The 15,489-nt window shown below is 63.4% G+C and carries 14 protein-coding genes; 4 read left to right on the top strand and 10 right to left on the bottom strand.

Annotated features, from left to right (window positions below):
- Positions 1-8 precede the first annotated feature (8 nt).
- The 3 genes from C8J33_RS05335 to C8J33_RS05345 form a co-directional block, all read right to left on the bottom strand.
- Positions 9-1,322 (bottom strand): FAD-binding oxidoreductase, encoded by a 1,314-nt coding sequence (locus C8J33_RS05335; protein ID WP_132663383.1) that lies wholly within the window; start codon positions 1,320-1,322, stop codon positions 9-11.
- 20 nt (positions 1,323-1,342) lie between these two features.
- Positions 1,343-2,785 (bottom strand): UbiA family prenyltransferase, encoded by a 1,443-nt coding sequence (locus tag C8J33_RS05340; protein ID WP_132663384.1) that lies wholly within the window; start codon positions 2,783-2,785, stop codon positions 1,343-1,345.
- Positions 2,786-2,918: 133 nt separating this feature from the next.
- Positions 2,919-3,815, bottom strand: coding sequence for an alpha/beta hydrolase (locus tag C8J33_RS05345; RefSeq protein WP_132663385.1), 897 nt, complete (start codon positions 3,813-3,815; stop codon positions 2,919-2,921).
- 145 nt (positions 3,816-3,960) lie between these two features.
- Here C8J33_RS05345 and parE point away from each other — a divergent pair, with 145 nt between their 5' ends.
- Positions 3,961-6,081, top strand: a complete 2,121-nt coding sequence (parE, locus tag C8J33_RS05350) for a DNA topoisomerase IV subunit B (RefSeq protein ID WP_132663386.1) — start codon at positions 3,961-3,963, stop codon at positions 6,079-6,081.
- Positions 6,082-6,108: 27 nt separating this feature from the next.
- Here the strand turns inward: parE and C8J33_RS05355 are convergent, their stop codons facing one another.
- Complete coding sequence (locus tag C8J33_RS05355) at positions 6,109-6,567, bottom strand: GNAT family N-acetyltransferase (RefSeq protein ID WP_132663387.1); 459 nt, start codon at positions 6,565-6,567, stop codon at positions 6,109-6,111.
- Positions 6,568-6,789: 222 nt separating this feature from the next.
- Between C8J33_RS05355 and C8J33_RS05360 the strand changes: the two genes are divergently transcribed.
- Complete coding sequence (locus C8J33_RS05360; protein WP_422037538.1) at positions 6,790-7,266, top strand: hypothetical protein; 477 nt, start codon at positions 6,790-6,792, stop codon at positions 7,264-7,266.
- 34 nt (positions 7,267-7,300) lie between these two features.
- Here the strand turns inward: C8J33_RS05360 and C8J33_RS05365 are convergent, their stop codons facing one another.
- A complete protein-coding gene (locus C8J33_RS05365) occupies positions 7,301-8,323 on the bottom strand; it encodes an NAD-dependent epimerase/dehydratase family protein (protein WP_132663388.1) in 1,023 nt (340 codons plus the stop codon).
- Between the two features lie 146 nt (positions 8,324-8,469).
- Positions 8,470-9,597 carry a DUF2336 domain-containing protein gene (locus tag C8J33_RS05370; protein WP_132663389.1) on the bottom strand — a complete coding sequence of 376 codons (1,128 nt, stop codon included), beginning with the start codon at positions 9,595-9,597 and terminating at the stop codon, positions 8,470-8,472.
- Positions 9,598-9,879: 282 nt separating this feature from the next.
- On the opposite strand from C8J33_RS05370, the gene C8J33_RS05375 reads away from it, so the two are divergent.
- Positions 9,880-10,335 (top strand): hypothetical protein, encoded by a 456-nt coding sequence (locus tag C8J33_RS05375; protein WP_132663390.1) that lies wholly within the window; start codon positions 9,880-9,882, stop codon positions 10,333-10,335.
- A gap of 30 nt (positions 10,336-10,365) precedes the next feature.
- Here C8J33_RS05375 and C8J33_RS05380 read toward each other — a convergent pair whose 3' ends face one another.
- Both C8J33_RS05380 and C8J33_RS05385 read right to left on the bottom strand, forming a co-directional pair.
- On the bottom strand, positions 10,366-10,968 hold the full coding sequence (locus tag C8J33_RS05380; RefSeq protein ID WP_132663391.1) for a flavin reductase family protein: 603 nt from the start codon (positions 10,966-10,968) through the stop codon (positions 10,366-10,368).
- Positions 10,969-10,978: 10 nt separating this feature from the next.
- Positions 10,979-11,563, bottom strand: a complete 585-nt coding sequence (locus C8J33_RS05385) for a nitroreductase family protein (protein WP_132663392.1) — start codon at positions 11,561-11,563, stop codon at positions 10,979-10,981.
- Positions 11,564-11,846: 283 nt separating this feature from the next.
- On the opposite strand from C8J33_RS05385, the gene C8J33_RS05390 reads away from it, so the two are divergent.
- Complete coding sequence (locus C8J33_RS05390) at positions 11,847-12,902, top strand: hypothetical protein (RefSeq protein WP_132663393.1); 1,056 nt, start codon at positions 11,847-11,849, stop codon at positions 12,900-12,902.
- A 77-nt stretch (positions 12,903-12,979) separates the two neighbouring features.
- Here C8J33_RS05390 and thrS read toward each other — a convergent pair whose 3' ends face one another.
- Both thrS and yidD read right to left on the bottom strand, forming a co-directional pair.
- Positions 12,980-14,974, bottom strand: coding sequence for a threonine--tRNA ligase (gene thrS, locus C8J33_RS05395; protein ID WP_132663394.1), 1,995 nt, complete (start codon positions 14,972-14,974; stop codon positions 12,980-12,982).
- Positions 14,975-15,135: 161 nt separating this feature from the next.
- Positions 15,136-15,489 (bottom strand): membrane protein insertion efficiency factor YidD, encoded by a 354-nt coding sequence (gene yidD / locus C8J33_RS05400; protein ID WP_132663395.1) that lies wholly within the window; start codon positions 15,487-15,489, stop codon positions 15,136-15,138.

The following is a 15,489-nucleotide window of genomic DNA, read 5'->3' on the forward strand; positions in this document are numbered from 1 at the left end:
CTTGTCGTTCACAGTGCCATGGCGGTTCGCCGCCAGAAGTCCGACATCATTGCGGGATCCCGCATCGCCTCGAGCTTTCGCCATTCCGGGAAGGACGCGTCGAAGGTCTGCGGGCTCATCCGTGCATCCTTGTAGGGATTGACCGCACCGCCAGCCGACACGACGATCCGGTCGAGCCTATTGAGAAGCTTCAACGTGCCCTCGCCCTGGTTGGCGAAATCGAGGGTGAGCGTGAAGCCGGGGCGCGGGAAAGAAAACAGGCCGCGCGAACGGTGTTCGCCAAAGCGTTTCAGAACCGTCAGGAAGGACCCATGTCCGGCGTCTCGGGCCGCTTCCATCAGTCGCGCGGTGACCGCAGGTGCGACATCGGCGGGATAAACGCTCTGGTGCTGGTAGAGGCCCTTGCGCCCGTAGAGGCGGTTCCAGTTCCTGATCGCATCGAGGGGATAGAAATAGCCGAACCACTTCACCGTCTCGACCGTCTCGCCGGCTTTCGCCTTGCGGATATAGGCGGAATTGAAGGCCTTGAGGGTCAGGCGGTTGAGAAGGCTGAAGGGCGGCGTAACCGGGACCGCGAGCATGCGTCCGCGCGGCAGATCGGGGAATTCGCAGGAGGCGTCGGCATGGTCGCCGGCCAGGAGTATGCCCCTACCCGCCTTGCGGCCCGTGGCCAGCTGATCGATCCAGGCGACGGAATATTCATGTTCGGCATCGACGCGGTCGATCATGCCGAAATAGTCGTCGAGGCTGTCGAAGCGGATGGCGTGCTGCTGGATGTGTGCGGAGGGCACCTTCATCATCTGGAGGTCAACATCGAGGATAAGGCCGGTCAGTCCCATGCCCCCGATCGTGGCGTTGAACATCTCCGGTTTCTCGGTCTCCGAGCATGTGAGAGTGCCGCCATCCGACCGCAGCAGCGTCAGCCGCCGGATATGGTTTCCGAAGGTCCCGCGGGCGTGGTGGTTCTTGCCATGCACATCGTTGGCGATCGCGCCGCCGAGCGTGACATGGGCCGTGCCGGGGGTGACCGGCAGGAAGAAGCGATGCGGCACGGCACGCGCGAGAATAGCCGAGAAGGTGACGCCGGCTTCGGCGGAGAGAATGCCGGTGCCGGGGTCGAAGGCGTGAATGCGACCGCGCTTGCGGTTGTCGATCAAGAGGCCCGGATCGTTATGGCAGCTGTCGCCGTAGGAGCGGCCGTTGCCGAAGGGGAGATATCCGCCCGGTGCGGCCGTAACGATGTCATCCTCGAAGGTATCCGGGCTGATGGCATGGCGCGTGCGCGTGTCGAGGCGGCCCCAGCTGTCGAAATTCACGGCCATCGGTGTTTTCGTCGCGCCCGTCATTGGATGCCGACCGCGCCGATCATCACCAGCACGCCGCCTGCGGCCATGGTAGCAATGCTGCGCCAGTCGCGCATGATGAAAACGACCGGATCCTCATGCAGCGCGCCACGTCGGGCGAGCATCCAGATGCGCAGCAGCATGTAGAGGACCATGGGGCAGAGCGGCCAGAGCGCGGCCGGCATGCTGTACATCTGCTGCATCTCGACGCTGTGGATGTAGAGCGCGAGAACGAGCGCGGAGGCGAAAGCCGAGGAGACGCCGGCCTGACCGACCATCTCGAAATCGACCTGCATATAGCCGCGCCCCGGAACCTGCGCACCGGCTTCGCCGCCATGCTCGTCCAGCTCGACATAGCGTTTCACCAGCGCAAGGCTGAGGAAGAAGAAGATCGAGAAGGCGAGAAGCCAGAAGGAAAGCTCCGTTCCGGTTGCCGTCGCGCCTGCGACGATGCGGATCGTATAGAGGCCCGCCAGCGTGAAGACATCGACCAAGAGTTTCCGCTTGAGGAAAAATGTGTAAGCCGTGGTGATCGCGAGGTAAATACCAAGTGTCAGGATGAAATCGCGCGGCATCGTGAGCGTCAGTGCGCCGGACGCGATGAGCAGACTTGCGGCGAGCGCCAGGCCGGTCGGAACGGACATGCGCCCGCTCGCCAGCGGCCGGAACCGCTTCTTCGGATGGCGGCGGTCATTCGTCAGGTCCGAGATGTCGTTGATGACGTAAACGGCAGAGGCGAGGAAGCTGAAGGCGAAGAAGGCGACGATCGTGTTGATCAGCGCCTCCTGCTGGAGGATGTCGTGATCAAGCGCCATCGGCACGGCGATCAGGATGTTCTTCGCCCATTGGTGGACGCGGATGGATTTTAGCGTGTCCTTGATACCGATCGTGCCGGTTTCGAGACGCTCGGCACCATGTCGGCGGCGCCATGTTTCCGCTGCGCGATCCGGTGCGACGACGATGGCCGTGCGGGCGGCATCGAAAACGGCCACGTCATCCCGGCTGTTGCCCATGTAGTCGAACCCGGCCTCGCCATAGCGCGCGATCAGCTCCGCGCGCTTGCGATGGCTCGTGAGGTTGTGGGTGGGCGAGGAATGCAGTACGCCGGTGAAGATGCCGGCATGGGCTGCGACATCCAGCGCCACCCGTTCGGCGGCGCCGGTGACGAGGACGATATCGCGGCCGGTCGCCCGCTCCCGCTGCAGCCGCTCCATGACCTCGGGGCGATAGGGCCAGTCGCCACCCGTGCGTCCGGACCGGGCCGCCACCTCATGCTTCAGATGCGCTTTGCCCCGCAACGCCCAGAGGACGAGCGCGAACAGCATCAGCGGATTGCGGAACAGGACGACGGCGACGCCTTCCCACAGCGTATCGGCTGCGACAAGCGTACCATCCAAATCGACGCAAAGCGGAACAAGCCGTGTGTCGGTTCGCGCATCCATGATTGCACCCCGGTTTTTTCAATTGCAGGGAGACTGTCATGCCGTGCTTTCCGAAAGACAAACATGGCCCGCAAAAGGGTTGGGACTTCAATCGGTGGTTAATGAACGGAAAATCGCTCAGGTTGCATCTAAATTAGCGCGAAAGGATCCAGTTGATGGCATCCCGCCAGTCGGTCATTCTCACCGGCGTTCCATGTGTGCCTGTCTGGAACAGGACGAAACGGGTGGGATAGCCGCCCTTCCTCAGACGCCCGTAAAGTGCAGCCTGATCCTCCGCCTTGTACGTGCCGTCCGCGCTCCCATGGCTGAAGAACATGGGCAACTTGCGAGCGAAGGCCGCGCTCTTGCCGAAGTCCGGATCGGTTGCGCCGCCCATGATCATCATCCCGGAGAGCTGCTTGACTGCCGCAGCATTTCGCGTGACGCCCCAGCAGAGGAAGCTGCCCATCGACGCGCAGGACAGGATGATCGGGCGACCGGGAGAACGGCGCGCCAGCACATCGATCAGGCCTGCAATATCCGCAGCGCCGTCCGTATCGAAGGAGCGGGCACTTGGCGCGTAATAGGCGCCGCCGTTGTCCACGACGAGGTTCTTCAGCCGATTGAAGTTGCCGCCAAAGGAGTAGTCGTTTGCGCCCAGCCGCCGGTCGCCGCCACGACCGTGGATGAAGATCACCGTGAAGGCGGCATTATCCGGTGCGCCCACCCGGAACACATCGAGCCCGCGCCCGCCGATATCGACGGTCTCGTTCGCCTGCGCGCGCTTGATCCCCAGCGAGACATAGGGCCGCTTGACGCGTCGCTCCGGGATCTCGTCCCGGCCGTTTATGTCGCGCATCTCGTCGTAGTCTACCGTCAGCCAAGCACCGTCGTCGCGTGATTCCAGAATGCGGCCATAGCCGAAGAGATCGTCCTTGAACGGCTTCAACGTCGCAGCGCCAGTCTCGGTGAAGCCGATGGCAAGGGCGAAAACGAGGGCAAGAGCGCTCGAAGCGGCGATGCGTCTCAAAGAAAGTGTGGACCGGGCCATGTCTTGTTCCCTTTTTGATCTCTTTGGCACGCTTGGCTCTTTCGCCGGACGGCCGGCCCTTGTATGAAGAGGCGGGCAGACGACGGACAGGCGATGCCCGACCTACAGGATCAGCCGACACATCGAAAGACGTTTGACGCACCAGATGACGGACAGCAACGACCTTTTCGCGACCACACCGCCCGCTCCCCGGAAGCCCTCCGAGCCGAAGACGCTCGCCCCGACGTCGTCTGCCGGCAAGGCAGCGGATGCCAAACCAGGCGCCCCGGCGAAGGCAGAGGAACCGAAAGCGGCCACGCGTGCTCCGGGAACGCCCGCCTCGCAGCTGAAGGCCGACACGGGCGATTACAACGCGTCTGCGATCGAAGTTCTTGAAGGCCTCGAGCCGGTCCGCCGTCGCCCCGGCATGTATATCGGCGGCACGGACGAGAAGGCGCTGCACCATCTGTTTGCCGAAGTCATCGACAACTCGATGGACGAAGCCGTGGCCGGCCACGCCAATTTCATCGACGTCCATCTCGACGCAGAAGGGTGCCTCGCGGTGACCGATAACGGTCGCGGCATCCCGGTCGAGAACCATCCGAAATTTCCGGGCAAGTCGACGCTCGAAGTGATCATGACCGTGCTCCACGCCGGCGGCAAATTCGACAGCAAGGTCTACGAGACGTCTGGTGGTCTCCACGGCGTCGGTGTGTCCGTCGTCAACGCACTGTCCGACGTGCTGGAAGTGGAAGTCGCGCGCAACCGGCGCCTCTATCGCCAGCGTTTTTCCCGCGGCATCCCGCAGGGCGGCCTTGAGGAACTGGGCGATGTGCAGAACCGGCGCGGCACCCGCGTGCGTTTCCATCCGGACCCGGAGATCTTCGGGCCTCACGCCAAGTTCGAGCCGGCACGCCTTTTCCGCATGGCCCGTTCCAAGGCCTATCTCTTCGGTGGCGTCGAAATCCGCTGGTCGTGCGATCCGGTGCTGGTCGAGGGTACGGACACGCCGGACAAGGCCGTGTTCCATTTCCCCGGCGGCTTGAAGGATTACCTCAAGGCGACGATGGGCTCCGAGTTCACGGTGACGCGTGAGATCTTTTCCGGCAAGACCGAGAAGACCGGCGGCCACGGCGCGCTCGAATGGGCCGTCACTTGGTACGGCGGCGATTCGATCGTTCATTCCTATTGCAACACCATTCCGACGCCCGAGGGCGGCACGCATGAAGCGGGCCTGCGCATCGCACTGACCAAGGGCCTAAAGGCCTATGCGGATCTGACGCAGAACAAGCGCGCGGCGATCGTCACCACGGACGACGTGATGATTTCGGCCGCAGGCATGCTGTCCGTGTTCATCCGCGAGCCGGAATTCGTCGGCCAGACCAAGGACAAGCTCGCGACCGTCGAGGCACAGCGTATCGTCGAGAACGCGATCCGCGATCCCTTCGATCATTTCCTCGCCGGCAATCCGCAAGAAGCAGCGAAGCTTCTGGAGTGGGTGATCGAGCGCGCCGACGAGCGCGTCCGCCGCCGCAAGGAGAAGGAAGTCACCCGCAAGAGCGCGGTGCGCAAGCTGCGCCTGCCGGGCAAGCTTGCCGACTGCTCGCAGAACTCGGCGCTGGGTGCCGAACTGTTCATCGTCGAAGGCGATTCGGCCGGTGGCTCGGCCAAGCAGGCGCGCAACCGCTCCAATCAGGCGATCCTGCCGCTGCGGGGCAAAATCCTCAACGTCGCCAGCGCGGGCCGCGAAAAGCTGGGCGCCAATCAGCAGATCTCCGATCTCGTGCAGGCGCTCGGTTGCGGCACGCGGTCGAAATATCGTCAGGAAGACCTGCGCTACGACCGCGTCATCGTCATGACCGATGCCGACGTGGACGGGGCGCATATCGCTTCGCTGCTCATCACCTTCTTCTATCAGGAAATGCCGGAACTGATTCGCGGCGGTCATCTCTATCTCGCTGTGCCCCCGCTCTATCGCATGACGCAGGGGACGAGGACGCTTTATGCGCGTGACGACATCCACCGGGTCGAGCTGATGGAGAAGGAATTCACCGGGCGTGGCAAGGTCGAGATCGGACGCTTCAAGGGCCTTGGCGAGATGATGCCGGCGCAGTTGAAGGAAACGACGATGGATCCGGCAAAGCGCACGCTCCTCAAGGTTTCCATCGATGATGTCGACTTCGAGGGCACACGCGACGCCGTGGACAACCTCATGGGTACCAAGCCGGAAGCGCGTTTCCGCTTCATCCAGGAACGGGCCGTCTTCGCCGAAAACCTCGACATCTGATCGGCGACGCTGCGCCCGTCCTATTAGTCAGGCGATGATCTTCTCCATGAAAAGGCTGAGCGGATCGGGCTTGTAGCTTCCGAACGGCTCGATGTCGCGGTAGCCCGCCTTGCGGTAGAGGCTGATGGCTTCGGGCTGATAGATCCCGGTTTCGAGCCGAACCGTCGTCAGTCCGGTGTCCCGCGCCGTCTGCTCGATGGCGTCGAGAAGAGACCGTCCTGCGCGCATGCCGCGCGCCTTCGGATCGACGAACATCCGCTTGATCTCGCCGCTGCCATCACCAGCCGCCACCAGCGCACAGCAGCCGATAATGGCGCCGTCGTGCCGCGCAACGAAGAACGAGACTTCGGGCTTTTCCAGCGTCTCGAGATCGACCAAATGGTTGCTCTCCGCCGGATAGAGCGACTGGGCATAGATGTCCGACTGGTTGAGGAGATCGATGACGTCGGGTTGGCGAGGGGGTTCTTTTCGAATGTCCAGAGTCACTTGGCTTAGGTTCCTGAGAAAGAGAATCTGCAAGGTGAAGAGCCGCAAAAGCTGCTTTAGCCGGTTCTATACCGATTCTGGCAGTGATCCAGAGTGTGCGGTCACGGCTTGCAATGCTGCGGCGAAACAGAAGTGAAATCGATGACAGCTTGGATGTTCGCGCCATAATTCCGAGCTACGATTTGTTTACCATCGTCTTCGAAACAGGAGACAGGACAGATCATGGTGACTGCAGCGCTCGTCGTAATGACGATTCTCGGATGTGACGACAGCGTCAGCCAGTGCCATTATGTCGATACGGTGAAGGGCTCATGGGAGACGGTGGCGGCCTGCGACGACCAATCCCAGCGAAAGCTCCCCGCCTATTCGAATGCCAGTTATCCCGTGATCGTCGCCATGTGCGAGAAGACGGTGGATGCATCGATCGCAACGGCAGCGGAGAGCAACACCGTCACACCGCCACCGCTCGCCTCCACTCCCTCGCAGGCCTCCCCTGCGACAGCGACGTCTACGAACGCACCACCCGCTCCACATCCGGCCGATGTCGCCTCCGGAGAGCGTCAGCCCCTGCCCCAGCGGGCTTACGCGATGATCCGCGGCGTGTTGCCGGACACGCAGAAGATCCGCCACGCAATATCCGTTCCCGTTCACTATCTGGGTGACGGCTATTCCTGGGTTGCAACGCGAATCGCCCGCTGACGTACGGCGAACGGGCGTCTCAACGTGCCTGCGGTCAGACGATCAAGCCGGCCGCGATCAGGCTCGCGGCGGTTGCCGCGACGGTTTCGCGCTCCGGCCGGGTTGTCCAGTCGAGCAGGCGTCGTGCCTTCTCATTGTTCACGCGGTTGTCGCGTCCAAGCTCTTTCACGATCATGGCAAGGCCGGGGTGCATGGAGGCTGCGGCCTTGGCCGTCCAGTTCGGAACGGTCATGCCGGGCAACTTCCCCGCTCTCTCCGGAACCGCCTCGCGGAGAATGGCGACGATCTCCGCAATGCTCAGCGACTGCCCGGCGATGATGAACCGCTCGCCGATCGCGGCCTCCGTCTGGAGCGCCAAGACATGCGCCGTCGCGACATCTCGGACATCGACGACGGGCACGGAAAACTTGGGCATGGCGGGATAGCGGCCGTTCAGCAGATTGCGCACGATCCCGACCGAGGTCGCAGCAGTCTTTCCGATCATCGGACCGAGAATCATACCCGGGCAGAGCACCGTGAGGTCGAGACCCAGCGCTTCGGCCTCGGCCCAGGCGGCGCGCTCGGCAAGCGTCTTCGACGCGTAGTAGACGGTGGCGAACTTGCCGTCCGCGTCCGTCCAGTTCCCCTCGTCATAGGGGGCCACGCCATCGCCATACATGACGGCGGCAATCGATGAGGTCAGCACGACGCGTCGAATACCGGCGTCGGCCGCTGCCCGTAACACGCGCCGGGTGCCCTCGACAGCCGGCCGAATCACGTCCTGTGGATCGTCCGGCGTCTTTGCCGGAAAGGGCGAGGCCGTGTGGAACAGAGCATCGGCGCCCTTCAGCGCCGCCGACCAACCGTCATCGGATTCCAGATCCGCGAGGGCGATGGTGAGATTGTCGGTGGGCTGCCCGTGCATCTCTTCGAGAGCCATCTTCGCCTGTTTGCCGCGAACGGCCGAGCGGAAGGTTCCGCAAACAGCATAGTTCTGCTGCAGAAGGGACAGCGTCAGATGGCGGCCGAGAAACCCACCCGCACCGGTGACGACGACGCGCCGATTCGTTTCGGACATGAGCTTCTCCTTGGCATGCGATTACCTTCGCCATTTCCGGCGTGCCTCATGCCTTACAGTATCCCGTCAGCAATCGGAATTCTTTGCCGAACAAAAGCCCTTCGGCATGGGCCGCGCTCGAGCCTATAGGATGACGTCCGCCTGTGTCAGGCCGCCTGTCGTGCAGCCAGTTGAGCGTAATCGCGAGCGAAGCGCCGCTGCTCGGCGATGGCGAGCTTTTCCACACATTCCGACAGGCCGGAGCTATCCGGCGTCTGGCGGAGGCGATGGACGAGGACCGCGGCGATGGACGCTGCGGGGAGATGGCTGCCCTGCCGTCGCTCTCTCCGCCAGATCAGGATGGCTTCTGCGAAGAGCGCGCCGATCTCGCGACCGAGACCGCCCGATTCGAACAGAGCCTGAAGCGCTTGCGTGCGCCCGTCGGAGAGAATGGAGCGCACCCGCTTTTCCCCAACATCGGTCAGGTCTACGATGGCGGCGGCGAAGAAGTCGATGCGGCCATGGCAGAGAGCGTTGACAAGCAAGGCGGGCGTCAGGCGTCCGGTAACGCGGAGTTCCGCGATCAGGGCCTTGATATCGACGTCCGCGACCTCGCCTGCCATCTCGATGGCGGCGGTTTCGCAGGCCTGCCGGGCCACGCGTTGCAGGCGTTCGGTGCCGACCACGGCTTGAAGGAAGGCCGTGCCGTTGAGCGCGGCGCCGACATGCTCGACCAGAACCTGCCGCGCATCGGCCGGCAGATCCTCGCGCTCCAGAAGCATGTTGCGCACGGCGCAAACATCTCCATGACGGTCCGCGAGACGCTTCAGGGTTCGACGCGACAGGTCGGCCGAGGGATTTTCGAGGAGGATCACGACCTCCGGTATGCCGCCGATTTCGCCGATGGCAGCCGCCACCGTGCGAGACACCGTTCTGCGGGAGGCGATGAAGGCGCGCAGTTCGGGCGTTCCGCGCGCCGCGAGATCGATCAGGTCGTCATCGGAGAGAACGGGGGAGCGGGTGGCGACAGCAAAGGCGATCTCCGGCTGGTCTTCGGCCAGCGACAGAATGATCGAACGTGGAGCTTCCACCGCCGAAGCCAGCGCTTCGGCAAGGGCCAGACGCACCTTCGGCGAGGGATCGTCCAGAAGAAAGGTCATCGCCATATCGGCGGCATGCCGGTCGATCCGGTCGCCATCCTTCGCACAATAGGCGCGCGCCAGGGCGCTGGCGGCGCGAGCGCGATCCGTTGCCTTGGCGGTTTCGACCCAGCGAAGAAATGCTTGTATGATCACCGACGCCCCACTACGCAAAACGAACAGATGCTGATGTCGTCACGTTAGATGCGAAACGTTTAAGATTGGTTCACCATGTCGATTAACGCCAGCGAAACCGGTCCGATCGTGCGACTGGCCTCGGGCGATACGCCAGCTGACGCAGCCTTCGCCGTGGTAATAGGCTTGCAAGACCCTGTTCCCACACCGCGCCCGAAACGTCTGATGGTTAAGGCCAGCCTCAATGCGCTCGAGCGAGACGATGCCAGAGCCGTTTTCGAAACTCTTCGCCCGGATGGGATCTTGCTGCCAAACTGTCGGGGACGCGCCGATCTGCAGGCGGCAGACGTTGCGCTCGGCGTGATCGAAGCGGAAGCGGGACTTGCGGCCGGCAGTCTCTCGATCGTTGCCGTCTTCGGCACGTCACCGGCGAGTTTCCTCGGTACCGAACGCCTGTCCGGCGCCTCGGCGCGCCTGATCGCGCTGGTGCTGGACGAGGACGCACTTGCCGATGCCCTCGGCCTGCCGGCGAAGGCTGCTCGGTCCACATCCCCGACCGTCATCATGGCGCGTGGCTACCTGATCCTGCAGGCTGCAGACGCAGGCGTACCCTGCTTTTGGTCCCTGCCCTCGAGCGAAACCGATGGGTATGCGCTGGTGCGCCTGCGCGATACCGCGCTGGATCACGGGTTCCGGAACGTGCTCGTGCGGACGGCGGCGCAATGGGTGACGCTGGGGCAAGACAGCCGCCCGGACTGACATTTCTGAGTGGGTGCCCGACTCTACAGGTCAGCGCTTTGGGCGAACCAGTTCGAAGACATCGCCAGCGTCGGCATAATCCATATAACCAAGCCGGCCGACCGGACGCGCCTTCGCCATGTCGAAGCGACCGTCTCGCAGGGCTTCCTCGCGGATGTGGATGCCGACCACCTGCCCGATGACCACATGGTTTTCGGCGGGCTCGCCCGACAAGGTCTTAGGCCGGAACATCTCCGTCATCCGGCATTCGAGCGCGGCATAGGCCTCGCCGACGAACGGTGCCTCAACGAGGTTTCCATCGACCGGCGTCAGACCGGCGGCGGCGAACTCGCTTTCCCCATGCGGCAACGGGGCCGACGAGCGGTTCATCGGGTCGATAAGGTCACGGCTGACGAAGCTGGCGGTGAAGACACCGGTCTCCTCGATGTTGCGGACCGTGTCCTTCCACCCCGAAGACGAGAACATCACCATCTTCGGCATATCGCAGATGGCGTTGAAGAAGGAATAGGGCGCGAGATTGAGGCTGCCGTCCTTTGCCCGCGTGCCGATCCAGCCGATCGGCCGCGGCGAGACGATGGCCTTGAACGGATCGTGCGGCAGGCCGTGGGCGTTGGTGTCGGTCGGATAAAACATCACAGAGCCTTTACGAGTCGCTGCCGACCCAGGTGACGATGTCGGAAAGCGCCGGACGCGGACGCTCCGTCGGCGGCACCTGCGGCGAACCGATATGGATGAAGCCGGCGACCTTCTCATTGTCCCGAATGCCGAGAACCGGAAAGGCGCGCTGATCGAATGCGAACCACTCGCTCAGCCAGTTCGAGCAATAGCCAAGCGCGTTAGCAGCCATCAGCAGGTTGAGGCAGACGGCACCGGCCGACATGATCTGTTCCCACTCCGGCACCTTGGCGTGCGGCGCGGCCGTGCTGACGACGGCGATGACGACCGGCGCGCGGGTCAGCCGCGTGTTTTCGACCTTGATCATCTCCTCGGAGAGATCCGGTTTTGCTTCCAGCGCCAGGCGGGCAAGGTCCGCGCTGATCCGGCCACGCTCTTCGCCGCGATAGACGATGAAGCGCCAGGGCGCGAGCTTGCCGTGATCGGGAACGCGCGAGGCAAGCGTCAGCATCTCCTCGATCTCCGCCTGCCCGGGTCCGGGTTCGCACATCTGGAAGGCGGGGATGGAGCGGCGCGTTGCGAGGTAGTCCTTGAGGCCGGGAGCCGTCGTCATGTCGGTCACTTTCACGGAAGCGGCCCTGCGACGGAGGCCGTCGCATGCCGGAATGTCGTCTGCTGCCGACGTCATCCGCCGGCCGGAATGCCTTGGCACGAAGGCCCGAACGTGGCGCCGCATACCGATATGCACAACGGAGATGCTTTAACCTTGCGCAACCCTGTACCGGTCCTGCACATTATGCAGTAGGTTGCCGCAGGTGAGGTCCATTGCCGGTAGCCACGAATTCGCCATACCGGCGTCTCAAGTGGAGCCACCTCGTCAGGAAGTCAACCGTATCATGCGTTACCCGGCTCTTCTTCGCTGCCTGCCCCCGGCCCCTCGCCCGGGCCTTGCCCTTGCTACCATGATTGCTTTCGGCGCGGCTGGCGGCACGGCTGGCAGCACATGGGCGCAGGACGTTCAGGACGATCCTTTCAAGAGCTTTCCGTCGATCTCCGCACCGACGAAGATGCCCAAGCTGAACAGTTTCAGCCCGGTCATCCCGAGCGAAGCCGCGCACGGACCGACCACCCGCGACGTGCGGCTGGAGGCACTTCTAAAGGACAAGGGCGGTGCCGTGGAGCAGGGCCTGACATGGCGCGTGTTCAGCCCCATTCCCGGCTCCGACGGCAAGCTACCGCTGGTCGCAACGTCGCAGGGCGGTTCGGCCGCGTTTCAGCTGGTGCCGGGCGAATATTTCGTCAACGTGGCCTTCGGGCGTGCCGGCGCCACACGCAAGATCCGCGTTGCGGAAACCGGCAGCTTCGAACGGCAAGTACTGGTGCTCGACGCAGGCGGCGTCACGCTCAACGCCGTCTCGGGCGCGGACGTTCGTATCCCGCAGGGCGAGCTTTCCTTCTCAATCTTCTCTTCCGATGTGAAGGGAGACGGCGAGCGGGCGCTGGTGGTGGCGGATGTGAAGCCCAGCACCGTCGTGCGGCTGAACACCGGCACCTATCACGTCGTCTCGAATTACGGGTCCGTCAATGCCGTCATCCGCGCCGATATCCAGGTGGAAGCGGGTAAGCTGACCGAAGCGACGATTCAGCACCGGGCCGCCAAACTGACCTTGAAACTGGTCGCGGAGCCCGGCGGCGAGGCGATCGCCGATACGGCCTGGTCGATCCTGACCGCATCCGGCGACGTAGTCAGCGAAAGCGTCGGTGCCTTTCCCACGCTCGTACTGGCCGAAGGCGACTATAGCGCCGTCGCCCGCAACAACGAGAAGATCTACCAGCGCGACTTCACCGTGACGGCCGGCGTGAATGCCGATGTCGAGGTGCTGCTGTCGAACACGGCGGCACAACCGGGCGCCCAGTCCGCAGCCGTCGCGCCTGCCAACGCCCAGGATTGAGCTGGCAACACGTACCCTGTGAAATGATAAAAGCCGGACCCTGCGGCCCGGCTTTTGTTCATTGTCCGTTGAGATGATCAGACCGCAGCCGCTGCAGCGCGTGCCTTCTTGGCCTCTGCCTTGCGGCGAAGGTCTGGCGGTGTCGCCTCGTCCACCAGGCTTGCGATAGCGTCATCGAGCGTCATCGGCGTCTGGGCTTGGCTACCCAGACGGCGGATGTTGACGGTACGCTCTTCCGCTTCCCGCTTGCCGCAGACGATGATGACGGGCACCTTGGTGACCGAGTGTTCGCGGACCTTGTAGTTGATCTTCTCGTTGCGGAAGTCGGTCTCGACCGTAAGGCCAGCCTCGCGCAGGAGTTCGGCCACTTCCTCGCCATAGGCATCGGCCTCGGACGTGATGGTGGCGACGACGATCTGCAGCGGCGAGACCCAGAGCGGCATGTGGCCGGCAAAGTTTTCGATGAGAATGCCGAGGAACCGCTCCATCGAGCCACAGATGGCGCGGTGGATCATGACGGGCTTCGTCTTTTCCGAGTTGCTATCGATGTAGAAAGCACCGAAGCGTTCCGGCAGGTTGAAGTCGACCTGCGTCGTGCCGCACTGCCACTCACGGCCGATGGCATCCTTCAGCGTATATTCGAACTTCGGGCCATAGAAAGCGCCCTCGCCCGGCAGAATGCCGGTCTTGATGCGGCCTTCCGACTGTGCCTCGATGGTCTTCAGCACATCCGTCATCACGCTTTCGGCGCGATCCCAGAGTTCGTCGGAACCGACGCGCTTTTCCGGGCGCGTGGAAAGCTTGACCACGACCTCGTCGAAACCGAAATCCTCATAGACCGAGAGGATCAGGTCGTTGATGCGCAGGCATTCGGCCGCCATCTGCTCATCGGTGCAGAAGACATGCGCATCGTCCTGCGTGAAGCCGCGCACACGCATCAGCCCGTGCAGCGCGCCCGAGGGCTCGTAGCGGTGGACGTTGCCGAATTCCGCAAGCCTGATAGGCAGTTCGCGGTAGGACTTCAGGCCATGCTTGAAGATCTGCACGTGGCCCGGGCAGTTCATCGGCTTGAGCGCGAAGACGCGATCGTCATCCGTATCGTCGCCAGCGACCGTCACCTTGAACATGTTGTCGCGGTACCAGCCCCAGTGGCCGGACGTTTCCCACAGCGACTTGTCCAGAACCTGCGGTGCGTTGACCTCTTGATAGGTGCCTGCGAGACGGCGACGCATATAGGCGACGAGGGTCTGGAAGATGCGCCAGCCCTTGCCGTGCCAGAAAACGACGCCCGGGCCCTCTTCCTGGAAATGGAACAGGTCCATTTCGCGGCCGAGCTTGCGGTGGTCGCGCTTCTCGGCTTCGGCGAGAACGTTCAGATAGTGGTCGAGGTCTTCCTGGCTGTGCCAGGCCGTGCCGTAGATGCGGGTCAGCATCGGATTGTTGCTGTCGCCGCGCCAGTAAGCGCCGGCCACCTTCATCAGCTTGAAGGCTGTGCCGATCTGGCCCGTGGATGCCATATGCGGCCCGCGGCAGAGGTCGAACCAGTCGCCCTGGTAGTAGATTTTCAGGTCCTGGCCTTCGGCGATCGCATCGACCAGCTCGACCTTGTAGGCCTCGCCCTTGTCGGCAAACACCTGACGGGCCTTGTCGCGTGGCCAGACTTCCTTGGTGAAAGGCTTGTTGCGCTGGATGATCTCCTTCATCCGCTTTTCGATCTTCGGCAGATCGTCGGGCGTGAAGGGCTCCGCCTTCGCGAAGTCATAATAGAAGCCGTTCTCGATGACCGGTCCGATCGTCACCTGCGTACCGGGCCAGAGCTCCTGCACGGCCTCCGCCATGACGTGGGCGGCATCGTGGCGGATCAGTTCCAGCGCGCGCGGGTCTTCGCGGGTGACGATTTCAAGGCGGCCGTTCTCGACCGGATCGGACAGGTCGCGCAACGTGCCGTCGAGCGCGATGGCGACGGCCTTCTTGGCCAGCGACTTGGAAATCGACTCGGCGACCTCGCGGCCGGTCGTGCCGGGCGCGTATTCGCGAATGGAGCCATCGGGGAATGTGAGGGCGACGGACATGCTGTTTCTCCTATCCAGTCCCGCCAACGAATGCGGGTGGGGAATGCGATGAATGAGACCGGGTGCGGCCGGGGCGCGGGCGCAAACGGTCTTCTGTATGAACGCGCGCGGTATAAAGGCATTTTCGGCACGTGGAAAGAGGTGAGGATCGCGTCCCGACCTCAGGAAGAGCGGCGCCAGGGCGCCAGCCAGCGCAATCTACCACCAAGGTGGGGCGGCACCGGATCGAGCCCACCCTTGCCGCCGGGGCCGCAACGGGCGATCCGGTAGAGCGTCATCCAGCCGCCGGGCCAGAGGCCGTGGCGGGCGATCGCCTCATAGCCATATTCCGAGCATGTCGGGATATGACGGCAGCCATGACCGATGAAGCTCGACAGCGTCAGTTGATAAAGCCGGATCAGCGCCATGCCAGCAAGGCGTCCCGGCGTCCGTGGGAATGGCCCCCGCCAGTTGCGGCCGCGATACGGGCCGGGTTGCCTGGCCTCGTGTCGGCAGTCGGCCTTGCCGTCGCACAT

Origin of the sequence: Rhizobium sp. PP-CC-3G-465 (genome assembly GCF_004343445.1) — a bacterium.
Classification (GTDB): Bacteria; Pseudomonadota; Alphaproteobacteria; order Rhizobiales; family Rhizobiaceae; genus Ferranicluibacter; species Ferranicluibacter rubi.